Origin of the sequence: Streptomyces sp. CWNU-52B (assembly GCF_047444975.1) — a bacterium.
Taxonomy (GTDB): domain Bacteria; phylum Actinomycetota; class Actinomycetes; order Streptomycetales; family Streptomycetaceae; genus Streptomyces.
This window is the reverse complement of record NZ_JBLFJV010000051.1, coordinates 1-25022: the sequence shown is the minus strand read 5'-3', so window position 1 is coordinate 25022 and position 25022 is coordinate 1. Positions and strand designations below refer to the sequence as shown.

The window sequence follows — 25022 nt, the reverse complement described above, 5'->3', positions numbered from 1 at the left end:
TCGAAGGACCGACCCCGCAATCGGCTACTGTCAGTAGCGGTGACCGGACTTGAACCGGTGACACAGCGATTATGAGCCGCTTGCTCTACCGACTGAGCTACACCGCTGTGATGCGAGCAGTTCCCGCCTCTCGACGGGAACCTCTCACACCAGAGCCCCAATACGGAATCGAACCGTAGACCTTCTCCTTACCATGGAGACGCTCTACCGACTGAGCTATTGGGGCGAGCGATGAAGACATTACACGCTCGGCCACCGAACGCCCAAATCCGTTTCGCGGCACCTGCCCCGGCCCGTTCCCGGGCCCGTTTCCCGCCGCTCACAAGGCCGTTTCACACGTCTCACACACGCCCCTCGGATGCCCCCGAGCCGTCCCTCCGACACAACGGGCCGACGCCGTACAACTCCTGTAGGGCTCCGGTGCGGCTCCAGTACGACTATTGCGCTCCCCCTCGATCCTCCTCGGTGCGCGCCGGTCGTCGCCCTAGGCTCGACTCACGCTGCGTGATCTTGCGGCTCTCCCTCGCAGCCGCAGCCCAGAGGCCCTCTAGCCCCAGGAGCGCGATGCCCGACAGCCAGCCGCACCACCCTTCTTCGCCCTCGTCGGACTCCTCCTCGTCGCACTCATCACACTCGTCGCCCTCGCCCTCCTCGTCGCCCTCGTCGTCCGAGTTGCTGCTCTGCGGTGCTCGGCTCACCGACGGCCGGACCGTGGACGTGCGGCTGGCCGGCGGCCGGATCGAGGCGGTCGGCACGGCAGGCAGCCTCGCCGCGCACACCGCGCGCGTGGACCTGTCCGGCTATCTGCTCCTGCCGGCCCCCGCCGAGCCCCACGCCCACGGCGACACGGCTCTGTCGGCCGACGGCGAGGGCCCGGTCTCGTACGAGCCCCAGGAGGTCCAGCGCCGTACGACCGAGGCCGCTCTCCTGCAGCTCGGGCACGGGGCGACCGCTGTCCGCTCGCATGTGCGCGTGGGCGATGTGCAGGGGCTGGGGTCGATGGCGGCGGTGCTCCAGGCGCGGCGCGCGCTGCGGGGGCTGGTCGAACTGACGGTCGTGGCCGTGCCCCGGCTGCTGACCGGGCTCGCCGGGGCCGACAGCCTCGCGATGCTGCGGGACGCGGTGAAGATGGGGGCCTCCGCGGTGGGCGGCTGTCCGGATCTGGACCCCGATCCGACGGGGTACGTGGAGGCGGTCCTGGAGGTCGCCTCCGAACAGGGCTGCCCGGTCGATCTGCACACGGACGGTGACGATCCGGCGCGGCTCGGGCGCCTCGCGGCGATGGCGGGCGGATTGCGGCCCGGCGTGACGCTCGGCCCCTGCGGTGGGCTGAGCCGGCTGCCCGCCGAGGTGGCCGCGCGGTCGGCCGACCAGCTCGCCGCGGCCGGGGTGGCCGTCGTCTGCCTGCCCCAGGGCGGCTGCTCGGGCATGGACCGGCACGGGACGGCACCGGTACGGCTGCTGCGGGCGGCCGGGGTGCGGATCGCGGCCGGGAGCGGCGCCCTCAGAGACGTATCGAACCCCGTGGGGCGCGGGGATCCGCTGGAGGCGGCGTATCTGCTGGCCTCACGGTGCGGCTGGCGGGCCGTCGACGCGTACGACGCGGTGAGTGCGTCGGCGCGGCGGGTGCTCGGGCTGCCCGAGGTCCGCGTGGAGGCCGGGTTCCCGGCGGAGTTGCTCGCGGTGCGCGGCGACCGGCTCGACGGTGCGCTGTCGCTGGCGTACAGCCGGGTCGTGGTGCATCGGGGGCGGGTGGTGGCGCGGACGAGCGCGGTGCGGGAGTACTGCACCTCGGCGGTGGCCGTGCCGCCGCTGGACCTGCCTCGTCAGGGGCGGACGGGCGGATCGACGTGAAGTGCTGAGGCGCTGAAGTGCTGAGGCGATGGAGCGCTGGGGCGATGGGGCGCATGAGATCCATGAGGCTTGTGAGGTCCGTGTGTGAGGTTCATACGGTCCGTGGGGTGAGGGCGGGAGCCATGACTCGCGCGTTGTCCACAGGGTTGTGCGGCGAGTGAGTGCGTCCGGGCGTACGGTCGGAAACATGCGCATTGTTATCGCTGGAGGTCATGGTCAGATCGCGTTGCGGCTGGAGCGGTTGCTCTCCGCGCGCGGTGACGAGGTGGCGGGGATCATCCGCCGAGCCGAACAGGGCGACGATCTGCGGGCGGCCGGCGCCGAGCCGGTGCTCTGCGATCTGGAGTCGGCCACGGAGGACGAGGTCTCCGCGCATCTGCGGGGCGCGGACGCCGCGATCTTCGCGGCGGGCGCGGGGCCCGGCAGCGGGGCGGACCGCAAGGAGACCGTGGACCGGGGCGCCGCCGTGCTCTTCGCGGACGCGGCGGCCCGAGCCGGGGTGCGACGCCATGTGGTCGTCTCGGCGATGGGCGCGGATCCGGAGCACCCGGGGGACGAGATCTTCGACGCCTACCTGCGGGCCAAGGGCGAGGCCGACTCGTACGTACGGGCTCACCGGGGCCTGGACTGGACGATCCTGCGCCCGGGGATGCTGACGAACGACGCGGGCACGGGCCTCGTCCGCCTGGAGGCGGCCACGGGCCGCGGGCCCGTCCCACGCGACGACGTCGCCGCGTGCCTGGCGGAGCTGGTGGACACCCCGGCGACGAACGGGCTGACCCTGGAACTGATCAGCGGTTCGACTCCGGTGTCGGTGGCGGTCAAGTCGGTGGCGGGGAACTGAGAACCGGGCGAGTGCGGGTGCCGGGGCCGGGGCCGGGGCGAGTACGGGGCCAGGGGCGAAGGTAGGCACTGCGGGCGCCACGGGTCCGGTGGCCGGGTCCGGTGGCCGACTGCTGCGCGCCGTCGTCGTGGGCCGGGTGGCTCGCCTCACCACGCCTCGCCATGCCTGCCGGCGGAGCGGTCGGTCCGCCGGGGCGGTCGGTCAGAAGAGCGGAAGCTGGCCGGGGAACTCCGCCACGACGTACCCGTCCAGCGCGGGCTGCGCAGCGCCGAGTTCGGCCTGCCTGCGCGACCCCGGGCAGGACACGAGTTCCGAGCTCCCCCGCGCTCCCGGCGGGTCGTGCCGAGCGAACCGTCCGGCGACGACAGCGATCTCGCGACGGCACTCGGGGCAGTTTCGGCGGCGTGAGGACATGGCTCCAGCGTACGAAGAAACCGCCGGCCCTCGCCGTCGGCGCACGCCGAACACGAAGAAGCCCTCTCTGGACTGCGGATTCGCAGTTCAGAGAGGGCTTCTTCTCTGAGCGTGGCGGCGCCAGGATTCGAACCTGGGAAGGCTAAGCCGGCAGATTTACAGTCTGCTCCCTTTGGCCGCTCGGGCACACCGCCGGGGTGGTAGCTACCACTCGAACCGCTTTTCGGCGGCACTTCGTGGCAACGACGTAAACGATACCCGATGCCCGGGGGTGCTTCGCCACCCGATTGAACGGTGCCCGGAGGGTGGGGGGTGGCTAGGCTTATGCGGATGCGGCCCGGGACCGACGCGGGCTCGACGGCCGCCACTACGCACCCCGATACAAGGAGCCACAGGACATGGCCGACTCCAGTTTCGACATCGTCTCGAAGGTCGAGCGGCAGGAGGTCGACAACGCCCTCAATCAGACCGCCAAGGAGATCTCGCAGCGCTACGACTTCAAGAACGTGGGCGCCTCCATCTCCTGGTCCGGCGAGAAGATCCTCATGGAGGCGAACTCCGAGGAGCGGGTCAAGGCCATCCTCGATGTGTTCGAGACCAAGCTGATCAAGCGCGGTATCTCGCTGAAGGCGCTGGACGCCGGTGAGCCTCAGCTCTCCGGCAAGGAGTACAAGATCTTCGCCTCGATCGAGGAGGGCATCTCCCAGGACAACGCGAAGAAGGTCGCGAAGGTCATCCGTGACGAGGGCCCGAAGGGCGTGAAGGCGCAGGTGCAGGGCGACGAGCTGCGCGTCAGTTCGAAGAGCCGTGACGACCTGCAGGCCGTACAGGCGCTCGTCAAGGGCAAGGACTTCGACTTCGCACTGCAGTTCGTCAACTACCGGTGACCTCCGGCTGTTCCGCGGACGCCGACTGCGCGTACGAGAAAGGGTGGGCACCCGTGGGTGTCCACCCTTCTCGCCTGCTGGCTGCGGTCTTGGGAGCGCGTACTCAGTTGCGCGAGTTGCCGAACAGGAGGCGGTAGGCGATCAGGAGAACCAGCGCGCCTCCGATCGCGGAGGCCCAGGTGGCTCCGTCGTAGAAGTCCTTGGCGACCGGGTGGTCCAGCCAGCGGGCCGATATCCACCCGCCGATGAACGCGCCCGCGACGCCGATCAGTGTCGTGCCGATGAAGCCGCCCGGATCGCGTCCCGGCAGCAGGAACTTGGCGATGGCCCCGGCCAACAGCCCCAGAATGATCCAGCTGATGATGCCCATGCCGTGAACCTGCCCCTTCGTGCTGTACCTGTGCTGTGATCTTGATCGCACCAGGCTGTGGTCATACCGCTCGCGCGCTCTCTTGGCGTCTTGCCCTCTTGCCGTTCCGCTGTCGCGGGCTTCTCTTGGTTCTTTCTTCTGTTTCGTTCTTCTGTTCGTTCGTTGTCGTCAGGGAGGACGTCTGCGCCACGGTGAGCGGTTGCACCGATCAGTAGGGTGCGGCTCATGACACCACCCGAATCCGGCCGGCCGGATTCGCCCCCGCCCGGTACACCGCAGGACACGGCGGAGCTGCGGCGGACGCTCGGCCTCGGCGACGCCGTGGTCATCGGCCTCGGCTCGATGATCGGGGCAGGGATCTTCGCCGCGCTGGGGCCCGCGGCGCGTGCCGCGGGATCCGGGCTGTTCTTCGGCCTGGGCGTCGCCGCCGTTGTCGCCTACTGCAACGCGACCGCTTCGGCACGCCTCGCCGCCCGCTACCCCACGTCGGGCGGGACCTACGTGTACGGCAGGGAGCGGCTCGGCGAGTTCTGGGGGTATCTGGCGGGCTGGGCGTTCGTCGTGGGGAAGACCTCCTCGTGTGCGGCGATGGCGCTCACCGTGGGTGCGTACGTCTGGCCGGGGCAGGCCCACGCGGTGGCCGTCGGGGCCGTGGTGGCGCTGACCGCGGTCAACTACGGCGGGGTGCGCAAGTCCGCATGGCTGACGCGGGTGATCGTGACGGTGGTTCTCGCGGTCCTCGCTTCCGTGGTGGTCGTGTGTCTGACCTCCGGGGACGCCGACGCCGGGCGGCTCGACGCGGGGGTCTCCGGGGGCGCGGGCGGGGTGCTTCAGGCGGCCGGGCTGCTGTTCTTCGCCTTCGCCGGGTACGCGCGGATCGCGACCCTGGGCGAGGAGGTACGTGATCCGGCGCGCACCATTCCGCGCGCGATCCCCCTCGCGCTGGGTATCGCTCTGGTCGTGTACGCGGCTGTGGCGGTCGCCGTCGTCTCCGTGCTGGGGCCCGAGGGGCTCGGGCAGGCGACGGCACCGCTCGCCGACGCGGTGCGCGCCGCCGGGGCGCCGGGGCTCGTCCCGGTGGTCCGGGTGGGTGCCGCGGTGGCGGCGCTCGGCTCCCTCCTCGCGTTGATCCTGGGGGTGTCGCGGACGTCGCTGGCCATGGCCCGCGACCGGCATCTGCCGGCCGGGCTGGCCGTCGTGCATCCGCGCTTCCGGGTGCCCCATCGGGCGGAGCTCGCCGTCGGGGCGGTGGTCGCGGTGCTGGCCGCGACGGTGGATGTGCGGGGTGCGATCGGCTTCTCCTCCTTCGGGGTGCTGGTGTACTACGCGATCGCCAATGCCTCGGCCTGGACGCTGAGTTCGGCGGCCGTGTCGCGGATCGTGCCCGCGGCGGGGCTGGTGGGGTGCCTGACGCTGGCCTTCGCCCTGCCGTGGATGTCCGTGGCCGTGGGTGCCGGTGTGCTGGGGCTGGGCGCGGCCGCGTACGGGGTGCGCAGACGGGTTCGCAGACGGCTGGGCGCGCGCTGAACACCCTTCGGGGGTGCTGAACACCCCTTGAGGGGTCCGGGGGGAGCCGCGCTACGAGGCTCGCGCCGCTCCCGTACGTATGCGGAAGTCCTCCCAGGGCTCCAGGTCCGTGTCGTCGTTGAGTTCGTCGTACCAGCCGGTGCCGTCGAGCCAGGCGTGGAGCCAGGCCGTGAGGGTGGGGGCGTCCACGTACCACGCGTGGTCGGCGTCGTCTGCGTTCGGTTCGAACAGGAGGACCTTGGCGTCCGAGGAGTGGCAGTCCACGCACGCGTACATCCCGCAGCCCCAGTGGGATATCGGCAGGATGCCGGCCGGCCAGGGCCAGTCGGGGTCCTTGAGGCCGCTCTCACGGTGGGTCAGGTACTGCGTGACGACGGCGGGCTCGCCCGAGGGCGGGCTGTCGAGCAGGGGCAGCAGACCGTACTCCGGGCCGAACCCTCCGTCTCCTATCCGCAGATAGAGCGCGGCGAGCAGCGGTGGGACGGGGAATCCGAGGGCGGACTCGGCACGGGCGAGCGTGGCCGCGTCCACGGGCTCGGGGAGCGAAGGCCAGCCCCAGGGGCGCGAGTTGCGTGCCTCCGCGGAGACACGTACCAGCAACTGCTCGATCTCGGTCATGCATTCATGATGCAGCGCGCCACCGACAATCGGGCCGGCCTGTGGACAACCTCAGACGAGGCGGACGTCGACGCCCTCGTCCACGAGGAACGCGAGGAGTTCCTGGAACGTCCAGGGGCGGTGGTCGGTGCGTGGGACGAGGCCGAGGCAGGTGCGGGCGACCTCGGCGTCGTGCCAGACCAGGGTGAGGGGCGGCAGTGCGCCCCAGCGGCCGCGGAGGCAGTCCGCGAGCGCGTCGAGGCCCCAGCCGAAGTAGCCGCCCGGTCCGTTGACCGCTTCGCCGAGCGCGCAGAAGAAACCCGGCTCGTCGACGATGTGGCGGCCGTCGAGGTGATACGTGCCGCCGGGCTCCGCGTCGGGTCTTCGGGACTCGTGACGGTCCAGCGCCGTCCGCAGCCAATGGCGGCGCCCTTCCGCTCCGCAGCGGGCCCACAGACCGGGCTCCGCGGGCCGGCCGCCGTCCCACAGCTCCCAGACCGCCTCGGCCGCGGTCGGGGGCCGGTCCGACCAGGGCTCCAGCGTGAGGTCGACCAGCCCGCGGCCGCGGGCCGAGGGGATCCATGCGACGAGTTCGCCCTCGACGGCGGGCTGGACGGGGCGGCCCGTCCTGTCGAGGCGTACCAGCCTGGCGTGTCCGAGGTCCTCCTCGCCCGCGTCCAGGGCCGTACGGAGGGCTCCGCGCGGGGAGCAGCCGAGCAGCCGCACGGGTGGTTCGACGAGGTCCGGCTGTCCGTCCGGAACGTGTGCCAGGTCCCGGCAGCCGCCCCATGGTTCGTCCTTCGCACCGAGCAGGCGGTATCCCGGGGAGAGCGGCGGGCACCCGGGGTAGTCGAACGGGTTGTCCGGGGACTCCTGCGCCTCGACGGTGAGGTCGCGCAGCGACAGGTCGCGGGCGCACGGGCGGTCGCCGAGGACGCGTGCGTCCTCCAGGGACCACTCCTCGACGCGCCCGCCGTCCTTGTCGAGGATTTCCAGGACGAGGGTGCCCAGGGGTGCCGAGCCGTCGGCACGCGCGCGCGTGAGGGCCGTGTCCAGCGTTCCCTCGGGGGCGCAGCCGATCAGTTCGTACGTGCCGCGGGTGGGGGCCGGCGGGTCGCCGAAGAGGGTCTCGGCGTCCGCGCACAGGGCCCAGACCTCGTCGTCCTGCGCGTCTTCGTCGGCGTCGTACGCCGTGAGGGTGTACTTCGGCCGCCGCACCCCCGGCGCCGCCCTACCGGACCGACGACGTGAACGGCTGGTCCGTGCTCACGATCTCGCGTCCCAGCGGGAACAGGGAGACCGGGATGAGCTTGAAGTTGGCGATGCCCAGGGGGATGCCGATGATCGTCACGCACTGGATGAGGCCCGTGACGACGTGGGCGAGGGCCAGCCACCAGCCCGCGAGGATCAGCCACAGGATGTTGACGATGAACGACGGGGCGCCCGCGTCAGGGCGCTCCACCGTCGTCCGGCCGAACGGCCACAGCGCGTAGCCGCCGATACGGAACGCCGCGACGCCGAACGGGATGCCGATGACCGTGATGCACAGCAGTACGCCCGCGAAGACGTAGCCGAGGAACAGCCAGAAGCCGCTGAGGACCAGCCATATGACGTTGAGGATTGTCTTCACTGGTGGCGACCTGCCATCTGCTCGAGCCGGGTGATGCGCTCCGCCATGGGCGGGTGCGTGGAAAACATTTTGGAGAGTCCCTGGCCCGGACGGAAGGGGTTGGCGATCATCATGTGGCTCGCGGTCTCGATACGGGGCTCCGGCGGCAGCGGAAGCTGCTTCGTGCCCGCCTCCAGCTTGCGCAGGGCGCTCGCGAGGGCCAGGGGGTCGCCGGTGAGCTGGGCGCCGGACGCGTCGGCCTCGTACTCCCTGGAACGGCTGATGGCGAGCTGGATGACGGACGCGGCGAGCGGGCCCAGAATCATGATCATCAGCATGCCGAGGAGGCCGGGGCCGTCGTCGTCGCTGGAGCGGCCGATCGGGATCAGCCAGGCGAAGTTGACGAGGAACATGATGACGGAGGCCAGGGCGCCCGCGACGGAGGAGATGAGGATGTCGCGGTTGTAGACGTGGCTCAGTTCGTGGCCGATGACGCCGCGCAGCTCCCGCTCGTTCAGGATGCGCAGGATGCCTTCGGTGCAGCACACGGCAGCGTTGCGGGGGTTACGGCCCGTCGCGAACGCGTTCGGTGCCTCGGTCGGGGAGATGTACAGGCGGGGCATGGGCTGGCGGGCCTGGGTGGAGAGCTCGCGGACCATCTTGTAGAGGGCCGGGGCCTCGAACTCGCTCACCGGGCGCGCGCGCATCGCGCGTAGAGCCAGTTTGTCGCTGTTCCAGTACGCGTACGCGTTCGTGCCGATCGCGATGAGGAGCGCGACGACAAGGCCTGTACGCCCGAAGAAACTGCCGATGACGATGATGAGTGCGGACAGTCCCCCGAGGAGTACGGCGGTCCTGAGCCCGTTGTGCCGGCGGTGCACGGTACGCCCTCCAAATGGTGCGGCAGGGGAACCCTTGCTTGTCGATCTCTGACGTCACTGCATTCCGTGACTCCACGGTCCAGTGGACCCTCCCTCACTGGTCAACGCCAGGCGGAGGGCTCTAGTTCCCTTGTGCTCGCGGCCCCGCGCGTCGGCCGTCCGGGTGATATGACAACCGCCCCGCACCCGCGCGTGGGACCGCTTCGGGAGGTTCGGGAGTGCCGCCAGGAGCCGTCAGAAGAGGCCGGTGTCGGAGAAGCGCAGGATGAGCTGAGGTGCTCCGGAGAGCGCGACGCCCAGGACCGCGGTCAGGGCGATCGCCGCGGTGAGGGGGGCCGGGACACGGTGCGACTCGGGCTCGCCCTCGGGGGCGCGGAACAGCAGGGTCGTCCACTGGAGGTAGTAGTAGAGCGCGATCACGACGTTGACGGCCATGACCACGGCAAGCCAGCCGAGACCCGCGTCGACGGCCGCCGAGAAGACGGTGACCTTCGCGAAGAGGCCGATGATGCCGGGCGGCAGACCGGCCAGGCAGAGCAGGAAGAAGCCGAGGACGAGGGCGGCGAGGGGGCGTGAGGCGTACAGGCCGCGGTAGTCGCTGATCCGGTTCAGCGGCTTCGTACGGGCCACCAGGGCGGCCACGGCGAAGGCTCCGAGGTTCACGGCGGCGTACATGAGGGCGTACGCGACGGTGGAGCCGATGGCCTTCTCCGCGTCGTCCGAGTACGCGGCGGCGGCGATCGGCACCAGGAGGTAGCCGGCCTGTCCCACGGAGGACCAGGCGAGGAGGCGTACCGCGCTGTACGCGCGCGTGGTCCGCTGCCGCAGGGCGCCCACGTTGCCGACCGTCATGGTCAGGGCGGCCAGGGCGGCGAGTGCCGGGCCCCAGACGTCCGCGTACGACGGGAAGGCGATCACGGTGACGAGGATCAGGCCGGAGAAGCCGACCGCCTTGCCGACGACCGACAGATAGGCGGCGACCGGGAGAGGGGCTCCCACGTAGGTGTCGGGCACCCAGAAGTGGAAGGGCACGGCGGCCGTCTTGAAGGCGAAGCCGACGAGCGTGAGGACGACGCCCGCCTGGGCGAGTGTGTGCAGCTGGCTGTCGACGTGTTCGATCCGGGTGGCGATCTCCGTGAGGTACAGGGTGCCAGTCGAGGCGTAGACGAAGCTGATGCCCATGAGGCTCACGGCGGTCGCGGTGACCGAGGAAAGGAAGAACTTCAGGGCCGCTTCGGAGGACTTCCGGTCGCCGTGCCTGATGCCCACGAGGGCGAAGGCGGGCAGCGAGGCGACCTCCAGGGCGACGATCAGGGTGGCGAGGTCGCGGGAGGCGGGCAGCAGGGCGGCGCCGGCGGCCGAGGAGAGCAGCAGGAACCAGAACTCCCCTTCGGGGAGTTCCTTGTCGGCGTCCTTCAGGGCGGTCATCGACAGGAGCGCCGCGAGGAGCGCGCCGCCCAGGACGAGGAACTGGATGACCAGCGTGAACCGGTCCGCCGCATAGCTGCACACGTCCGCGTCGCCCGTCAGGCAGAACGTGGAGCGGTCGCCGTCCAGGAGGGGCAGCAGCGCGAGCCCGGCGACGGCGAGCCCGGCGACGGAGACCCAGCCGAGCAGGGCCTTCTTCTTGTCGCCCACGAAGAGGTCGGCGACGAGCACCACCAGTGCGACGACCGCCGCGATGGTGGGCGGCGCGATCGCGAGCCAGTCGACGGACTGGACCAGGGACTGCGCCTGGACCAGGGACTGGGCCTGGGGGCTCATCGGGTGCCTCCTGAGAGGAGCTGCTGCACGGCCGGGTCGGTCAGGCCGAGGAGGGCCTTGGGCCAGAGCCCGGCGACGACGGTCAGGACGACGAGCGGGGTCCAGGCGGCGAACTCGTACGTCCGCACGTCGGCGAGTTGCGGGCTCTCCTCCTGCGCGGTGGCGCCCATGCAGACCCGGCGGACCACGACGAGCATGTACGCGGCGGTGAGCAGCGTGCCGAACGCGGCGATCGCCATGAACGTCAGGAACGCCGGCCTGCTGAGGTCGTCAGCCGGGTCGAACGCGCCGAACAGCGTGAGCATCTCGCCCCAGAACCCGGCCAGGCCCGGCAGTCCCAGCGAGGCGACGGCGGCGAAGGCGAGCAGGCCGCCGAGGCGCGGGGCCCTGCCGTAGAGCGCGGCGCCGGTCGTCCGCGCGAGGGTGTCGAGGTCGGTCGTGCCCGTGCGGTCCTTGAGCGCGCCGACGAGGAAGAAGAGCAGCCCGGTGATGAGGCCGTGGGCGATGTTCGCGAACAGCGCGCCGTTCACGCCGGTCGGAGTCATCGACGCGATCCCGAGGAGTACGAAGCCCATGTGGCCGACCGAGGAGTACGCGATGAGGCGTTTGAGGTCGCCCTTCGCGCCCTGCCTGGCGAGCGCCAGGCAGGCCAGCGAACCGTAGATGATCCCGACGACCGCGAAGGCCGCGAGGTACGGGGCGAACGTGCTCATGCCGTCGGGTGTGACGGGCAGCAGGATCCGGACGAACCCGTACGTGCCCATCTTCAGCAGGACCCCGGCCAGCAGGACCGATCCGACGGTCGGGGCGGCGGTGTGCGCGTCCGGCAGCCAGCTGTGGAGCGGCCACATCGGCGTCTTGACCGCGAGCCCGAGCCCGATCGCCAGAACGGCGATGACCTGCACCGACGGGGTCAGCGAGGGGTGATTGTCAGTGGCGAGTGCCACCATGTCGAAAGTGCCCGCCTTGATTCCGATCAGGAGCAGGCCCAGCAGCATGACGACGGACCCGAGCAGTGTGTAGAGGATGAACTTCCAGGCGGCCTTGGTCCGTTGCTCACCGCCCCAGCGGGCGATGAGGAAGTACATCGGGATGAGCACCATCTCGAAGGCCAGGAAGAACAGCAGCAGATCGAGGACGGCGAAGGTCGCGAGGGTGCCGGACTCCAGGACGAGGACGAGTGCGACGAACGCCTTCGGGGCCGGGCCCGCGGGCATCTTGAAGTAGCTGTAGAGCGCGCAGAGGAAGGTCAGGAGCGCGGTCAGGACCAGGAGGGGGAGGGAGATGCCGTCGATGCCGAGGTGGATCCGCACGTCGAGTGCGGGGATCCAGCTGATGTCCGTCGTCGCCTGCATCCGGTGGGCCGTGGCCGGGGTGCCGTGGTCGAAGCCCAGCGCGAGGACGACCGCGGCGACGAGCACGGCGCCGGTGACGATCACACCGTGCCGCAGCACGGCCTGCTCGGGCGACTTCCCCTTCAGTCCGGGCGGCGCCGGCAGGAGAGCCGCGACGGCCCCGATGAGCGGGGCGACGACGATGAACGCGAGAAGGAACTGCATCACGGACTCGCTGATATCGATCACTGCTGCTCACGCTCCCGCGGTCGCGACGAGGAGGGCGGCGACCACCAGGACGACGGTGCCGGCGAGCAGCGCGCTCACATAGGTCTGCAGATTGCCGGTCTGGGCGCGCCGGACGGCCGCGCCGAGCCAGCGGGGCAGTGCGCCCGCACCGCGTACGTAGGTGTCGACGACCTCGCGGTCCAGGAACCGGACGAGGGCGGCCGCGGCCTGGACCGGGCGGACGAAGAGCGCCGTGTACAGCGCGTCCAGGTGGAAACCGGTGGCCGCGTGGCGGTGCAGCGGGCCGAGCAGCAGACGGCCGGGATCCGCCGGGTCGGGCGCGGAGGCCACGTTCCCGTACGCGGGTTCGTGGCTGGCGATGGCCTCGGCCTCGACCAGGCCGCCGTCGGCGTCCGGGTGGGCCGCGACCGCGCCCAGGGGGATGCGGGCCGCCAGGACGGTGGTGTGCTGCCACGCGCCGTACGTGACGATGCCGCCGACCAGGGCGACGCCCGTGCCGAGGACGGCGGTGGTGAGGGTCGGGGTCAGGTCCCGGCCGTCGAACCAGTCGGGCAGCAGACCGGTGACGAGTCCGAGAGCCAGCGAGGGGAGGGCGAGCAGCCACAGCACGGAGTTCATGGCGACGGGCTGCTTGCCGTGGTGGGGCGCCTCGGTGCCGTGGCCGCGGAAGGCGAGCAGCCACAGGCGCATCGCGTAGGCGGCGGTGAGCAGGGCGGTCACCAGGCCGGCGACGAGGACGATCCAGCCCACGGCTCCGGGGACGTTCTCGGCGTGGCCGGTGGCGGCGTGCTCGGCGGCGCCGAGAACGGCCTCCTTGGAGAAGAAGCCGCTGAAGGGCGGGATCGCGGCGAGGGCGAGCAGCGCCACGGTCATCGTCCAGTAGGCGTCGGGGACACGGGCGCGCAGGTCCTTCATCCGGGACATGGCGGCCAGGGAGTTGGTGTCGGCGGCGTGGATGATCACGCCCGCCGCGAGGAACAGCAGCGCCTTGAAGGCGCCGTGCGTGAGGAGGTGGAAGACGGCGGCCCCGCGGTCGCCGACGGCGAGGGCGCCGGTCATGTAGCCGAGCTGGCCGATCGTCGAGTACGCGAGGACTCGTTTGATGTCGTCCTGGGCGAGCGCGGCGAGGGCCGATCCTGCCATCGTCACGGCGGCCATCACGGCGAGAACGACCAGTGCGGCCGCTGAGGCGGCGAAGACCGGGAGGAGCCGGGCGATGAAGTAGACACCGGCGGCGACCATCGTCGCGGCGTGGATCAGCGCGGAGACGGGGGTGGGGCCCGCCATCGCGTCGGGGAGCCAGGTGTGGAGCGGGAACTGCGCCGACTTGCCCGCCACCCCGGCCAGGAGCAGCAGGGCGATCAGGGTCGGGTGGTCGAGTCCGCCGCTCGCGACGTTGCCGAGGATCTTCGTGATGCGGAACGAACCGGTGTCGGCGGCGAGCGCGAACAGGCCGATCAGGAAGGGGACATCACCGAGTTTGGTGACGAGGAAGGCCTTGATGGAGGCGGCGCGCGCCTCCGGGGTCTCCCAGTAGTGGCCCACGAGGAAGTACGAGCAGATGCCCATGATCTCCCAGCCGACCAGCAGCACCATCAGGTCGCCGGAGTAGACGACGAGCAGCATGGCGGAGGTGAAGAGGGAGACGAGAGCGGCGTACGAGGGGTAGCGCGGGTCGTCGCGCAGGTAGCCCGTCGAGTAGATCTGCACGCAGGTCGCGACCAGGGTGACGAGGATCGCGACGAGGGCGGCGAAGCCGTCGATGTGCAGGGCGAGTTCGACGGGGACCGAGCCGGTCGGGGTGAGTTCGGTCGCCGCGTCCACCGCCTGTCCGCCGCCCTGGCGCACGGCGACGACCGCGGCGAGTCCGAGGGCGGCGAGGGAGGGCAGGACGGCGAGGGGGCGTACGAAACCGGGGGCGGTGCGGCCCAGGAGCAGGCCGGCCACCGCGCCCAGGAACGGGAGGAGGGGAACGAGGACGGCGAGGGTGGTCGTGGTCACGCGGTGGCCTCAGCCTTCTCGGCCGGCTCGCGCCTGGCGGGCCCGGAGTCGTCGTCGGCGCCGTCGGTCTCGGCGGTGTCGCGGAGCTTGTCGATGTCCGCGGTGCCGCGGTTGCGGTGGACGGCGAGGACGATCGCCAGGCCGATGCCGATCTCGGCGGCGGCGATGGCGATGGTGAACAGGGTCAGGGCCTGGCCGGAGTGCAGGGTGTCCTGGGCGCTCTTGCTGAGCCAGACGTCGAAGGCGACGAGGTTGAGGTTGACGGCGTTGAGCATCAGCTCGACGGACATCAGGACCAGGATCGCGTTGCGGCGCGCGAGGACTCCGTACAGGCCCGTGCAGAAGAGGAGGGCGGAGAGTACGGCCGGGTAGGCGAGGTGCATCAGCGGGCGCCTTCCTTGTCGCTCCGGGGGGCGTCGCTCGCGGGGCTCTTGGGGCTCGTCGGGCTCTTGGGGCTGGAGGAGCTCGGGCGGCTCGGGGTGGCCGGCTCCTTCGCCTTCGCCTTCGCCGCCTTGCGGGAGAGGACGATCGCGCCGACGAGGGCGGCGAGCAGCAGGACCGAGAGGGCCTCGAAGGGGAGCACCCAGCTCTGGAAAAGGCTCGCGCCGGTGACCGCGGTGGAGCCCGCCGCGGCGCCGTCCAGGTCGATCCAGGTCGTCCGGAAGGCGTCGACGACGACCCAGACGAGGGCGGCTGCCGCGGTGACCGCCACGGCGAGGGCGACCCAGCGGTTGTCGGAGTCGGCGTCCGGGGAGCGGCCGATGGGCGCCCTGGTGAGCATCAGACCGAAGAGGAGGAGGACGACGATGGAACCGACGTAGATGAGGACCTGCACCCAGGCGATGAACTCGGCCGTGAGGAGGAGGTATTCGACGGCGAGGCCACCGAGGGCGACCACGAGCCACAGGGCGGCGTGCACCAGTTGCTTCGTGGTGACCGTGACGATCGCGGCGCCGAAGGTGACCAGGCCGACGAGGAGGAAGGCGATCTCGACGCCCGTCGGCGAGAGGAAGCCGTGGGTCTCGGCGGCGGCGGTCGTGGCCCGGACCGCGGTGGCGGTGGCCGCGGCGGAAGTCACGATGCGCCTCCCCGCGGGTCGGTGGGTCCGGCCGGTGCCTGTTCTTCCGCCGGTGCCGACGCCTGTGCCTGGGCCGCGGCCAGTTTCTCGGCGGTCTTGCGGGCGGCGGCGATCTCCTTGGGTTCCTCGGCGCCGGGGTCGAGGGCCGGCGGGGCCGGGACGGTCCACATCCAGTCGCGGAGCTTGTCGCGTTCGTGGGTGAGTTCGTGGATGTCGGTCTCGGCGTACTCGAACTCGGGGGACCAGAAGAGGGCGTCGAACGGGCAGACCTCGATGCAGATACCGCAGTACATGCAGAGGGAGAAGTCGATGGCGAAGCGGTCGAGGACGTTGCGGCTGCGCTCACGGCCGCCGGGCGCCGCGGCCGGGATCGTCTCCTTGTGGGAGTCGATGTAGATGCACCAGTCCGGGCACTCGCGGGCGCACAGCATGCAGACCGTGCAGTTCTCCTCGAAGAGCCCGATGACTCCGCGGGTGCGGGGCGGGAGTTCGGGCTGGGCGTCGGGGTACTGCGCGGTGACGGTCTTCTTCGTCATCGTGCGCAGGGTGACGGCCAGGCCCTTGGCCAGGCCTGAGCCGGGGATGGGGGACATGGTTACGCGATCACCACCTTGACGATGCCGGTGAGGGCGATCTGGGCGAGGGAGAGGGGGACGAGGAGGGTCCAGGCGAGTTTCTGGAGCTGGTCCTCGCGCAGGCGGGGGTAGGTGACGCGCAGCCAGATGACGACGAAGGCGAGGACGGCCGCCTTCAGCAGGGTCCAGACCCAGCCGAGGCCGTCCGCGCCCCACGGGCCGTGCCAGCCGCCCAGGAAGAGCACGGTGGTCAGACCGCACAGGACGACGATTCCGGCGTACTCGGCGAGGAGGAACAGGGCGAAGCGCAGGCCGGTGTACTCGGTGTACGCGCCGAAGATGATCTCCGAGTCGGCGACCGGCATGTCGAAGGGCGGGCGCTGGAGTTCGGCGAGGCCCGCCACGAAGAAGACGATCGCGCCGACGATCTGCCAGGGCAGCCACCACCACTCGAAGGCGTCGACGATGCCGGGGAGGGAGACGGTGCCGGCCGCCATGGCGACGGAGGCGGCGGTCAGCAGCATCGGGAGTTCGTACGCGAGGAGCTGGGCGGCGGTCCGCAGACCGCCGAGAAGGGAGAACTTGTTGGCCGAGGCCCAGCCCGCCATGAGCGAGCCGAGGACACTCACGCCCATCACGGCCAGGACGAAGAAGATGCCCGCGTCGACCACCTCGCCGACCGCGCCCTCTCCGGGGCCGATCGGGATGGCGAGGAGGACGACGAGGTACGGGAGGAGGGCCACGGCCGGGGCGAGCTGGAAGACACGGCGGTCCGCTTCCGCCGGGACCACGTCCTCCTTCTGCGCGAACTTCACCCCGTCCGCGACGAGTTGGGCCCAGCCGTGGAAACCGCCCGCGTACATGGGGCCGAGGCGGCCCTGCATATGGGCCATCACCTTGTGCTCGGCCTGACCCACGATCAGGGGGAACGTCAGGAACACGACGAAGACGACGATCAGTCGCAGGGCGACGTCGAGCGCGTCGTTCACTGCGCGCCTCCTGTGGAGCCGGGGTCGGGGCGGTCGTCCGGGCCGGGTTCGCCCGGATCACCCGGAGTACCCGGAGTACCCGGAGTACCCGGAGTACCCGGAGTACCCGGAGCCTCGGGCTCGTCGAAGGTGGGGCGGGCGTGGTGCCACGGGGCGTCCGAACCGCGCGACGCGTCGGGTGCCTTCGGCTCGGGCGTGGGCCCCCGCTCGGGCGACTTCGGTTCCGGTGGGGTGTCCGGCTCGGGCTTCGGTCCGGCCGGGGCCGGGGCCGGGGTGGGCGGCTCGGGGGAAGCCGTCGGCTCCGAGGACTCCGGAGGCTCCGAGGGCTGTGGCCGCTGGCTCGCCGAGCCCTGGCCCGCGCTCCGTGCTCGGCGCACGGCTGGGGAAGGTGACTCCGTGGACGAGGCCGGGGGACCGCTCGTCGCGCCCTCCCCCGCCGTGCGGGTCCGGCGTGCCGGGCGGTCGCCTGCCGCGCCCGCCGCCGCGCGGGCGCCGCCTCGGGCCGGGCGGGCGGGGGCCGGCGGGAGCTGGCCCTTGAGGGGGCCCCATTCGTTCGGGTCGGGCACTCCCGGCGGGAGCATCTGGCGGCGTTTCGGGCCGCCGTGCTCCGACTCCCCGGGCTCCTTCGCGCCCGGCCAGGCCTTCGCCACACGGGCCGCCAGGACGAAGTCCTTACGGAGGGGGTGGCCTTCGAAGCCCTCGGGGAGGAGGAGCGGGTCCAGGCCGGGATGGCCCTCGAAGGTGACGCCGAACATCTCGTGGGTCTCGCGTTCGTGCCAGGCGGCGCCCGCGTAGACCTCGACGGCGGAGGGGAGGACGGGTGCGGCGTGCGGAACCGTCGTGCGGACGAGGAGGCGGCGTACAGGCGCCAGCGCCACGACGTGGGCCGAGACGCGGAAGCCCGCGCCCGCCTCCGTGCCGGGTTCGTCGACGGCGCTCAGCCAGTCGAAGTAGGTGCAGCCGACCGCGTCACGCGCGCGCTCCAGCGAGGCGAGCCAGGACTCCGGCGGCACATCGACCGTCAGCACCCCGTACGACTCCTCGGCCGTGGCGTCCGGGCCGAAGAGCTCCTCCACGGGAGCGGGAAGCCATCCGGTCGTCCCCGTCGCCTCGGTCGCACCCGCCCCCGCCGCGCCCGTCGTCCCGGTCATCGGGTGTCCCCCGTGGCCGGCGGCTGTCGTACGAGCCCGCTCTGCAGCGCGGCCGTGGAGGGCCGGTCCGTGCCGGAGGATCCGTAACGCTCCCCCAGCGACTCGCGGGCGATCTTCTCCTGGAGCTTGAGGATGCCCTGGAGCAACGCCTCAGGGCGGGGCGGGCAGCCCGGGACGTACACGTCGACCGGGATGATCTGGTCGACGCCCTTCGTCACGGAGTACGAGTCCCAGTACGGGCCGCCGCAGTTCGAGCAGGCGCCGAAGGAGATGACGTACTTCGGCTCGGGCATCTGCTCGTACAGGCGCTTCACGGCGGGCGCCATCTTGTCCGTCACCGTGCCGGAGACGACCATCAGGTCGGCCTGCCGGGGACCCGGTGCGAACGGGATGACGCCGAGCCGGATGAAGTCGTGCCGGGCCATCGACGCCGCGATGAACTCGATCGCGCAGCAGGCGAGGCCGAAGTTGAAGACCCAGAGCGAGTAGCGGCGGCCCCAGTTCAGGACCACCTTCATCGGCTCGGGGGCCAGGCGGGCGAGCGCGCCCAGCCGCTTGGGCTCCGGCAGGAGGACGGGTTCGGCAGCCGCGGAGGGAGTCGACGGGGCCGTGGGGGTCGCGTCCGGATTCGGACGGGTCACGTCCATGTGAGGACGCCCTTCTTGTATGCGTACAGCAGACCGACGGACAGGAAGCCGAGGAAGATGAACATCTCCACGAGGGTCGCCGCGCCGTAGCCCGGCGCCGCGAAGACCGTGGCCCAGGGGAAGAGGAAGATCGAGTCGACTGCGAAGATCACGTAGAGGAAGGCGTAGACGTAGTAGCGGACCTGGGTGTGGGCCCAGCCCTCGCCGACGGGGTCGACTCCGCACTCGTACGTCATGAGCTTCTCGGGCGTCGGGACGACCGGCCGCAGCAGGCGGCCCGCTCCGAAGGCGACGGCGACGAAGAGCACGCCGACCACGACGATCAGCCCGACGACCGAATAGGACTGGAAGTAGTCCGCCGCGAGAGAGGTCCCGGCGGTCCCGGTTCCAGTGGTCCCGGTCGCCGCGACCATGGTCGGTTCCGGCACGTCAGCCCCTCGCTCCCCGGCCTCGTATGACCTCGTATGACCTGGCACGACCTCGTACAGCGGGCCCGCGTGGGACCCGTACAACAGGTGCGCACGACACGCCCGTACGAGCCCGTAGGACTTCGCGGGCGTCCTTGTGCGCGCCGTGCGGTGCTCCGCGTTCGACGATCTGTACGCACCGGAGTCTAGGGCCTGCTAAAGAGACCGTAAGCAGCCCGTCACGGGTAGGCATCGTGCGATCTGATTTCCAGGCCGGTCCCAGGCCCGTCCCGCGCCGGTCCCGGGCCGGGCAGGGCAGGTCGGCGGGGGTGGGGTTTTCCCCAGGAGACGGAGGCGGTCCACCTCATGGCGCCGCGGGCCGCGGCCCGGCAAGGTGGCGCCTATGACCGAACGCATCCTGGCCGCCGACACCCTGGGCGGCGGCATCGACCGCCCGCCGCCCGCGCGCTTCGCCTACGGCCGGCACACCTGGAAGGAGATCGCGCATCTCCTGGCCAACCTGCCGGCCTCCATCGTCGGATTCACGTACGTGGTCACCGTGCTGTTCCTGGGAGCAGGGTTGACGGTGACGGTGATCGGGCTGCCCGTGCTGGCGCTCGGGCTGGTGGGCGCGCGTCAGTTGGGGAAGCTGGAGCGGGCTCGGGCCAGGGCTCTGCTCGGGGTACGGGTGGACGAGCCGAGCCGGCTGCCGTTCCTCGGGCGGGGCGGGTTCTTCACGCGGTTGTGGCTGGCCCTGAAGGATCCGGTCGGCTGGCGGACGCTCCTGTACGAGCTCATCCGGCTGCCGTGGAGCATCGTCACCTTCACCATCACACTGACCTCGTTGTTCGTGCTGTGGCCCGTGCTGCCGTTCATCGCGCGGGGCCTCGCCAACGCGGACCGGGCAATGGTGCGCGCGCTGCTGTCGCCCTCCGACGAGCTGGAGAAGCGGATCGCCGAGCTGGAGTCGGACCGGGGAGTGGTCGTCGACACGGCCGCGGCGGACCTGCGGCGCATCGAGCGGGACCTGCACGACGGGGCACAGGCCCGGCTCGTGAACCTCGCGATGGGGCTCGGTCTGGCAAAGGAGAAGCTGCTGGAGGGGCAGGCCGACGAGACCGTCGCCGCGATGGTCGACGAGGCGCACGGCGAGGTGAAACTGGCGTTGCAGGAACTGCGGGACCTGGCGCGGGGCATCCACCCCGCGGTGCTCACCGACCGCGGCCTGGACGCCGCGCTCTCCTCGGTCGCCTCCCGGTGCACGGTGCCGGTGAAGGTGACGGCCGAACTGCCGACGCGGCCGGCCGCGGCCATCGAGGGCATCGCGTACTTCACGGTCTCCGAGCTGCTGCAGAACGTCAGCAAGCACAGCGGTGCGCGGTCCGCCTCGGTCGACGTGTGGCGGTCGGACGACCGCCTGCTCATACAGGTCTGGGACGACGGCCGCGGCGGTGCCGCCCTCGACGGCGGTACGGGGATGGCGGGGCTCGCGGACCGGCTCGGCGCGGTGGACGGCCTGTTCGTCATCGACTCGCCGGCCGGCGGACCGACGACGATCACGGCGGAGCTGCCGTGGCGGGACCGGACGGAGGGCTCCGGCTCCGGCTCCGGCAGGAAGTAGCGTCGTACGACCCGCATGACCCGTACGACCCACATCACGCGGCCCCGTACACACGTGTGCGGGGCCGCGTGATGTGCGGCGCACCGGGGGCGAGGTGAGGTAGGGAAAACCCCCCGTCCCAGACGCCGACCCACTCCATGGTCCGGAAGCGGCGCACAGAGCACTGTGGAGTTGCACCAGCGGACTAGGACGAGCAGAAACGGACGGCGGCCATGGTCACGGAGTACGGACAGGGATACGGGTGGGACGACGGCCCCGGATTCCGCGGGGAGGGTACCGGGGAGCGGTGGCACCGGCTCCCCGCCGCGCTGCGGGCGCCGGTCGAGGGCCGCAGCCTGCGGGAGTTCGCCTACCTGGTGCTGAACCTGCCGATCAGCATCGTCGCCTTCACCTTCGCCGTGACGATGATGTCGCTCGGCGCGGGACTGCTGATCACGTTCCTCGGTGTCCCGGTGCTCGCCGCGGGGCTCGCGGGCTGCCGCGGGCTCGGCGCGCTGGAACGGGGCCGGGCGCGGGGGCTGCTGGGCCTCGACGTCGCCGCGCCGGAACCCCTGCGGATGCGCAAGCGGGGCGTGATGGGGTGGATGGGGGCGACGCTGAAGAGCGGTGCGTCCTGGCGGCACCTCCTCTACACGGTGCTGCACTTCCCGTGGGCCGTGTTCGCCTTCTCGGTGGCCGTCACCCTCTGGACGACCGGCTGGACGCTGCTGACGTACCCGCTGTGGTTCTGGGTGTTCCCGATGTACGCCGGGCAGGACGGAATCCAGCTGTACGGGGACGAGACGCACCGGGTCTACCTGGACAACCCCTTCGAGATCACCGTGACGGCGTTGGTGGGGCTGCTGCTCACGTTGGCGACGCCGTGGATCGTACGGGCGCTGACCCTGGTGGACCGGCTCCTCGTGGGCGGGCTGCTCGGGCCTTCGCGGCTGGCCACGCGGGTGGTGGAGCTGGAGTCGGACCGGGGTGTCGTGGTCGACACGGCGGCGGCCGACCTGCGGCGCATCGAGCGGGATCTGCACGACGGGGCGCAGGCCCGTCTGGTGGCGCTGGCGATGGATCTGGGGCTGGCGAAGGAGAAGCTCACGGAGGATCCGGCGGCGGCGGCGCGGATGGTGGGCGAGGCGCACGGTGAGGTGAAGACGGCTCTTCAGGAACTGCGGGACCTGGCTCGTGGCATCCATCCTGCCGTGCTGACGGACCGAGGGCTCGACGCGGCGCTGTCGTCGGTCGCCTCCCGCTGCACGGTTCCCGTGCAGGTCGAGGTCGATCTGCTGGCTCGGCCGGCGCCGGCCATCGAGGGGATCGCGTACTTCACCGTGTCCGAGCTGCTCCAGAACATCAGCAAGCACTCGCGGGCCACGCGGGCGACGGTCGATGTGTGGCGGATCGAGAACCGGCTGATGATCCAGGTGGTCGACAACGGGGTGGGGGGTGCGGATGCCGGTTCGGGGTCCGGGCTCACGGGGCTCTCCGGGCGGCTTGAGGCGGTGGACGGCATCCTGGTGGTGGATTCGCCGGTGGCGGGGCCGACGCGGGTGACTGCGGAGTTGCCCTGGCGGGCGGCTTGAAGGGGGCTGGCTCTGTGGCTCTGCGGTCTCCCCTGCGGGGCGCTTGGCAGCGGGCTTGGCCGGGGGGCGCTTGGCTGCGGGCTTGGACGGGGGGCGCTTGGCTGCGGGCTTGGACGGGGGGCGCTTGGCTGCGGGCTTGGACGGGGGCGGCTGGCTGCGGGGTGTGATGGAGGTGCGGGTCGTTCGTGGCTGAGCGCGCAGTTCCCCGCGCCCCTAAAAGCACAAGACCGGCCGTAACCCACGCCCCTGAAGCCGAAGATCCGAACCGCAGCCCACGCCCCGCAAAGCCAAAGACCCGGCCGCACGCCCCACCTCTGAAGCCGAAGACCGGACCGCGGCCCACGCCCCGCAAAGCCGAAAACCGGCCGTACGCCCCACCCTTGAAAGCCAAGAACCGGACCGCAGCCCATCCCCCTCAACGCCAAAGACCCGGCCGCACGCCGTGACCCTGGAAATCGCAGACCGGGCCGCAGCCCGCGCCCCCGAAAGCCAAGGGCCGGCCGAAGTCCGCGTCCCGAAAAGCCAAAGGCCGGCCGTCGCCTGTGTTCCTGAAGTCGGAGATCCGGCCTCATGCCGCAGCCTCAGAGCCCAAGCACCGGCCGCACGCCCCGACCCTGAACGCCGGGAGACGGGCCGTGGCCCGTGCCCCTCGACGCCAAAGACCCGGCCGCACGCCGTGAACGCTGAACGCCCGGGACCCGGCCTCATGCCGCCGCGGCCCTCAAAGCCGAATGTCCGGTCGCCTGTCGTGGCTCTGAACGTCAGGTCACACACGGACCCCGATCGCTTATCAGGAGCAGCCTTCTGTCCCCGGGGCGCGGCCACGGCCTGCCCCTCGAAACATGGCGCGTTCGGGGGGCGATGCTGGGATGCTGGGTGCTGGCGTATGTGTGTATGCGTGTGGGTGCGGGGCGTGGGCGGCGGGATCGACCCGGTGCGCGGTCCGGGATGGGCTGGGGGGCCGAAAATCGTGGAGGACAGAGTGCGCGTGGTCATCGCCGAGGATTCAGTGCTGCTGCGGGAGGGCCTGACCCGGTTGCTGACCGACCGCGGGCACGACGTGGTCGCCGGTGTCGGGGACGGGGACGCGCTGATAAAGACGATCACCGAGTTCGCGGCGCAGGACGCGCTGCCGGACGTCGTGGTCGCGGACGTCAGGATGCCGCCGACCCACACGGACGAAGGCGTCAAGGCGGCCGTTCAACTGCGCAAGCAGCACCCCGGCCTCGGTGTCCTGGTGCTGTCGCAGTACGTGGAGGAGCAGTACGCCACCGAACTGCTGGCCGGTTCCAGCACCGGCGTCGGCTATCTCCTCAAGGACCGGGTAGCCGAAGTCAGGGAGTTCGTGGACGCGGTCGTCCGCGTGGCCCGCGGCGGCACCGCGCTCGACCCGGAGGTCGTCGCGCAGTTGCTCGGACGCAGCCGCAAGCAGGACGTCCTCGCGGGGCTGACGCCGCGGGAGAGGGAGGTCCTGGGGCTCATGGCCGAGGGCCGGACGAACTCCGCGGTCGCCCGGCAACTCGTGGTGAGCGACGGCGCGGTCGAGAAGCACGTGAGCAACATCTTCATGAAACTGGGCCTGTCCCAGAGCGACGGGGACCACCGCCGTGTCCTCGCGGTCCTCACCTACCTGAAGAGCTGACGAATTGCCGAACTGACGGACTGACGAACTGATGGACCGAAGAGTCGATGACGAGCTGATGTTTCGCAAAGATCTGACGATCTGACACCAGGTCTGAGACCGGACCCGGCACCCGACCTGACAGCACGTCAGAAATCTGGCCGGAATCCGGTGCACGCGAGCGCGAGAACCAAAGGATGAGCACGGAGCGTCTTCACAGGTAACGCCGGGGGGGCGGAGCAATCGTGACAAAAACGGATGTACAGCTGTCCCGAAACGACGTCCATCATGCGAGCGTCCCGGGGCGAGCGCCCCTTCCCGACGTAGGGTTGGACCTGGGATGGCCTGCGGGAGGGCCGCCCCCGGACAGCCGCCTCGAAGGAGGTTCACTTCAGTGACCAGTCAGGTCAGCAGGCCAGCTGAGCAGGCCGACGGAGCCGTCGTAGGAGAACAGCGCAAACCGGCGGCCGACAAGGACGTACGTCGGCTCGATCGGGTGATCATCCGGTTCGCGGGGGACTCGGGTGACGGTATGCAACTCACCGGAGACCGTTTCACCTCCGAGACGGCGTCGTTCGGGAACGACCTTTCGACACTGCCGAACTTCCCCGCCGAGATCCGCGCGCCCGCAGGAACCCTGCCGGGCGTTTCGTCTTTCCAGCTGCATTTCGCCGACCACGACATCCTCACCCCGGGCGACGCGCCCAACGTCCTGGTCGCGATGAACCCGGCCGCACTGAAGGCGAACATGGCGGACGTGCCGCGCGGCGCGGAGATCATCGTCAACACGGACGAGTTCACCAGACGGGCGATGACCAAGGTCGGCTACGCGTCGAGCCCGCTGGAGGACGGCACCCTGGACGGGTTCAGTGTCCATCCGGTGCCGCTGACCACGCTGACCGTCGAGGCGCTCAAGGAGTTCGGGCTCTCCCGCAAGGAGGCGGAGCGCAGCAAGAACATGTTCGCGTTGGGTTTGTTGTCGTGGATGTATCACCGGCCGACGGAGGGGACCGAGTCGTTCTTGTCGGCGA

General features: G+C 71.0%; 24 protein-coding genes and 3 tRNA genes. 8 read left to right on the top strand and 19 right to left on the bottom strand.

Annotated features, from left to right (window positions below):
- Positions 1–34: 34 nt before the first annotated feature.
- Positions 35–107 (bottom strand) — tRNA-Met (locus tag ACLVWQ_RS35440).
- A 46-nt stretch (positions 108–153) separates the two neighbouring features.
- Positions 154–226: transfer RNA gene (locus tag ACLVWQ_RS35435), tRNA-Thr, on the bottom strand.
- Between the two features lie 338 nt (positions 227–564).
- Between ACLVWQ_RS35435 and ACLVWQ_RS35430 the strand changes: the two genes are divergently transcribed.
- Together ACLVWQ_RS35430 and ACLVWQ_RS35425 are read left to right on the top strand one after the other, a co-directional pair.
- The gene (locus ACLVWQ_RS35430; RefSeq protein WP_414113378.1) at positions 565–1854 is read left to right on the top strand and encodes an amidohydrolase family protein; all 1290 of its coding nucleotides are present in this window, start codon (positions 565–567) and stop codon (positions 1852–1854) included.
- 187 nt (positions 1855–2041) lie between these two features.
- Entirely contained in the window at positions 2042–2698 is a 657-nt protein-coding gene (locus ACLVWQ_RS35425; protein WP_414113377.1) for an NAD(P)H-binding protein, read from the top strand.
- A 201-nt stretch (positions 2699–2899) separates the two neighbouring features.
- On the opposite strand, the gene ACLVWQ_RS35420 is transcribed toward ACLVWQ_RS35425, so the two are convergent.
- Positions 2900–3112: a hypothetical protein gene (locus ACLVWQ_RS35420; protein WP_414113376.1), complete on the bottom strand. Its 213-nt coding sequence runs from the start codon at positions 3110–3112 to the stop codon at positions 2900–2902.
- Between the two features lie 112 nt (positions 3113–3224).
- Positions 3225–3306 (bottom strand) — tRNA-Tyr (locus ACLVWQ_RS35415).
- 204 nt (positions 3307–3510) lie between these two features.
- Here ACLVWQ_RS35415 and ACLVWQ_RS35410 point away from each other — a divergent pair.
- Positions 3511–3999 carry a YajQ family cyclic di-GMP-binding protein gene (locus tag ACLVWQ_RS35410; RefSeq protein ID WP_414113375.1) on the top strand — a complete coding sequence of 163 codons (489 nt, stop codon included), beginning with the start codon at positions 3511–3513 and terminating at the stop codon, positions 3997–3999.
- A 103-nt stretch (positions 4000–4102) separates the two neighbouring features.
- Here the strand turns inward: ACLVWQ_RS35410 and ACLVWQ_RS35405 are convergent, their stop codons facing one another.
- On the bottom strand, positions 4103–4369 hold the full coding sequence (locus ACLVWQ_RS35405) for a GlsB/YeaQ/YmgE family stress response membrane protein (RefSeq protein WP_414113374.1): 267 nt from the start codon (positions 4367–4369) through the stop codon (positions 4103–4105).
- 225 nt (positions 4370–4594) lie between these two features.
- On the opposite strand from ACLVWQ_RS35405, the gene ACLVWQ_RS35400 reads away from it, so the two are divergent.
- Entirely contained in the window at positions 4595–5896 is a 1302-nt protein-coding gene (locus tag ACLVWQ_RS35400) for an APC family permease (RefSeq protein WP_414113373.1), read from the top strand.
- A gap of 51 nt (positions 5897–5947) precedes the next feature.
- Here ACLVWQ_RS35400 and ACLVWQ_RS35395 read toward each other — a convergent pair whose 3' ends face one another.
- The 14 genes from ACLVWQ_RS35395 to ACLVWQ_RS35330 form a co-directional block, all read right to left on the bottom strand.
- Complete coding sequence (locus ACLVWQ_RS35395) at positions 5948–6514, bottom strand: SMI1/KNR4 family protein (protein ID WP_414113372.1); 567 nt, start codon at positions 6512–6514, stop codon at positions 5948–5950.
- Between the two features lie 51 nt (positions 6515–6565).
- On the bottom strand, positions 6566–7711 hold the full coding sequence (locus tag ACLVWQ_RS35390) for a barstar family protein (RefSeq protein WP_414113371.1): 1146 nt from the start codon (positions 7709–7711) through the stop codon (positions 6566–6568).
- A gap of 13 nt (positions 7712–7724) precedes the next feature.
- Positions 7725–8123, bottom strand: coding sequence for a YccF domain-containing protein (locus ACLVWQ_RS35385; RefSeq protein WP_414113370.1), 399 nt, complete (start codon positions 8121–8123; stop codon positions 7725–7727).
- Positions 8120–8983: a zinc metalloprotease HtpX gene (htpX, locus tag ACLVWQ_RS35380; RefSeq protein WP_414113369.1), complete on the bottom strand. Its 864-nt coding sequence runs from the start codon at positions 8981–8983 to the stop codon at positions 8120–8122. The genes ACLVWQ_RS35385 and htpX overlap by 4 nt, the downstream gene beginning before the upstream one ends.
- Positions 8984–9217: 234 nt before the next feature.
- Positions 9218–10747 carry an NADH-quinone oxidoreductase subunit N gene (locus tag ACLVWQ_RS35375; protein WP_414113368.1) on the bottom strand — a complete coding sequence of 510 codons (1530 nt, stop codon included), beginning with the start codon at positions 10745–10747 and terminating at the stop codon, positions 9218–9220.
- A complete protein-coding gene (locus ACLVWQ_RS35370; RefSeq protein WP_414113367.1) occupies positions 10744–12330 on the bottom strand; it encodes an NADH-quinone oxidoreductase subunit M in 1587 nt (528 codons plus the stop codon). Before ACLVWQ_RS35370 ends, ACLVWQ_RS35375 begins: the two co-directional genes overlap by 4 nt.
- A gap of 6 nt (positions 12331–12336) precedes the next feature.
- Positions 12337–14331, bottom strand: a complete 1995-nt coding sequence (locus tag ACLVWQ_RS35365) for an NADH-quinone oxidoreductase subunit L (protein ID WP_414113366.1) — start codon at positions 14329–14331, stop codon at positions 12337–12339.
- Positions 14328–14714 carry an NADH-quinone oxidoreductase subunit NuoK gene (nuoK, locus tag ACLVWQ_RS35360; RefSeq protein WP_414113365.1) on the bottom strand — a complete coding sequence of 129 codons (387 nt, stop codon included), beginning with the start codon at positions 14712–14714 and terminating at the stop codon, positions 14328–14330. Before nuoK ends, ACLVWQ_RS35365 begins: the two co-directional genes overlap by 4 nt.
- Entirely contained in the window at positions 14714–15409 is a 696-nt protein-coding gene (locus ACLVWQ_RS35355) for an NADH-quinone oxidoreductase subunit J (protein WP_414113364.1), read from the bottom strand. The genes nuoK and ACLVWQ_RS35355 overlap by 1 nt, the downstream gene beginning before the upstream one ends.
- The gene (locus ACLVWQ_RS35350) at positions 15406–16002 is read right to left on the bottom strand and encodes a NuoI/complex I 23 kDa subunit family protein (protein WP_414113363.1); all 597 of its coding nucleotides are present in this window, start codon (positions 16000–16002) and stop codon (positions 15406–15408) included. Before ACLVWQ_RS35350 ends, ACLVWQ_RS35355 begins: the two co-directional genes overlap by 4 nt.
- 2 nt (positions 16003–16004) lie before the next feature.
- The gene (locus tag ACLVWQ_RS35345; protein WP_414113362.1) at positions 16005–16973 is read right to left on the bottom strand and encodes a complex I subunit 1/NuoH family protein; all 969 of its coding nucleotides are present in this window, start codon (positions 16971–16973) and stop codon (positions 16005–16007) included.
- Positions 16970–18124, bottom strand: a complete 1155-nt coding sequence (locus ACLVWQ_RS35340) for an NADH-quinone oxidoreductase subunit C (protein WP_414113361.1) — start codon at positions 18122–18124, stop codon at positions 16970–16972. Before ACLVWQ_RS35340 ends, ACLVWQ_RS35345 begins: the two co-directional genes overlap by 4 nt.
- A complete protein-coding gene (locus tag ACLVWQ_RS35335; RefSeq protein ID WP_414113360.1) occupies positions 18121–18771 on the bottom strand; it encodes an NADH-quinone oxidoreductase subunit B in 651 nt (216 codons plus the stop codon). The genes ACLVWQ_RS35340 and ACLVWQ_RS35335 overlap by 4 nt, the downstream gene beginning before the upstream one ends.
- Complete coding sequence (locus tag ACLVWQ_RS35330) at positions 18762–19199, bottom strand: NADH-quinone oxidoreductase subunit A (RefSeq protein ID WP_414113359.1); 438 nt, start codon at positions 19197–19199, stop codon at positions 18762–18764. Before ACLVWQ_RS35330 ends, ACLVWQ_RS35335 begins: the two co-directional genes overlap by 10 nt.
- A 382-nt stretch (positions 19200–19581) precedes the next feature.
- Between ACLVWQ_RS35330 and ACLVWQ_RS35325 the strand changes: the two genes are divergently transcribed.
- From ACLVWQ_RS35325 to ACLVWQ_RS35310, 4 genes are all read left to right on the top strand, one after another.
- Positions 19582–20799 carry a sensor histidine kinase gene (locus ACLVWQ_RS35325; protein WP_414113358.1) on the top strand — a complete coding sequence of 406 codons (1218 nt, stop codon included), beginning with the start codon at positions 19582–19584 and terminating at the stop codon, positions 20797–20799.
- 212 nt (positions 20800–21011) lie between these two features.
- On the top strand, positions 21012–22370 hold the full coding sequence (locus ACLVWQ_RS35320; RefSeq protein ID WP_414113357.1) for a sensor histidine kinase: 1359 nt from the start codon (positions 21012–21014) through the stop codon (positions 22368–22370).
- A 970-nt stretch (positions 22371–23340) separates the two neighbouring features.
- The gene (locus tag ACLVWQ_RS35315) at positions 23341–24012 is read left to right on the top strand and encodes a response regulator transcription factor (RefSeq protein WP_414113356.1); all 672 of its coding nucleotides are present in this window, start codon (positions 23341–23343) and stop codon (positions 24010–24012) included.
- Positions 24013–24385: 373 nt separating this feature from the next.
- Positions 24386–25022, top strand: a 637-nt coding sequence (locus tag ACLVWQ_RS35310; protein WP_414113355.1) for a 2-oxoacid:acceptor oxidoreductase family protein, incomplete at its 3' end; no start/stop codon positions are given.

What these genes read in the sequence shown, in the direction of transcription:
- ACLVWQ_RS35350 (WP_414113363.1), bottom strand. Translation starts at nt 16,002, where the DNA reads ATGTCCCCCATCCCCGGCTCAGGCCTGGCCAAGGGCCTGGCCGTCACC.
- nuoK (WP_414113365.1), bottom strand. Translation starts at nt 14,714, where the DNA reads ATGCACCTCGCCTACCCGGCCGTACTCTCCGCCCTCCTCTTCTGCACG.
- ACLVWQ_RS35325 (WP_414113358.1), top strand. Translation starts at nt 19,582, where the DNA reads ATGACCGAACGCATCCTGGCCGCCGACACCCTGGGCGGCGGCATCGAC.
- ACLVWQ_RS35420 (WP_414113376.1), bottom strand. Translation starts at nt 3,112, where the DNA reads ATGTCCTCACGCCGCCGAAACTGCCCCGAGTGCCGTCGCGAGATCGCT.
- ACLVWQ_RS35335 (WP_414113360.1), bottom strand. Translation starts at nt 18,771, where the DNA reads ATGGACGTGACCCGTCCGAATCCGGACGCGACCCCCACGGCCCCGTCG.
- ACLVWQ_RS35375 (WP_414113368.1), bottom strand. Translation starts at nt 10,747, where the DNA reads ATGAGCCCCCAGGCCCAGTCCCTGGTCCAGGCGCAGTCCCTGGTCCAG.
- ACLVWQ_RS35395 (WP_414113372.1), bottom strand. Translation starts at nt 6,514, where the DNA reads ATGACCGAGATCGAGCAGTTGCTGGTACGTGTCTCCGCGGAGGCACGC.
- ACLVWQ_RS35320 (WP_414113357.1), top strand. Translation starts at nt 21,012, where the DNA reads ATGGTCACGGAGTACGGACAGGGATACGGGTGGGACGACGGCCCCGGA.
- ACLVWQ_RS35430 (WP_414113378.1), top strand. Translation starts at nt 565, where the DNA reads ATGCCCGACAGCCAGCCGCACCACCCTTCTTCGCCCTCGTCGGACTCC.
- ACLVWQ_RS35405 (WP_414113374.1), bottom strand. Translation starts at nt 4,369, where the DNA reads ATGGGCATCATCAGCTGGATCATTCTGGGGCTGTTGGCCGGGGCCATC.
- ACLVWQ_RS35400 (WP_414113373.1), top strand. Translation starts at nt 4,595, where the DNA reads ATGACACCACCCGAATCCGGCCGGCCGGATTCGCCCCCGCCCGGTACA.
- ACLVWQ_RS35410 (WP_414113375.1), top strand. Translation starts at nt 3,511, where the DNA reads ATGGCCGACTCCAGTTTCGACATCGTCTCGAAGGTCGAGCGGCAGGAG.
- ACLVWQ_RS35340 (WP_414113361.1), bottom strand. Translation starts at nt 18,124, where the DNA reads ATGACCGGGACGACGGGCGCGGCGGGGGCGGGTGCGACCGAGGCGACG.
- ACLVWQ_RS35425 (WP_414113377.1), top strand. Translation starts at nt 2,042, where the DNA reads ATGCGCATTGTTATCGCTGGAGGTCATGGTCAGATCGCGTTGCGGCTG.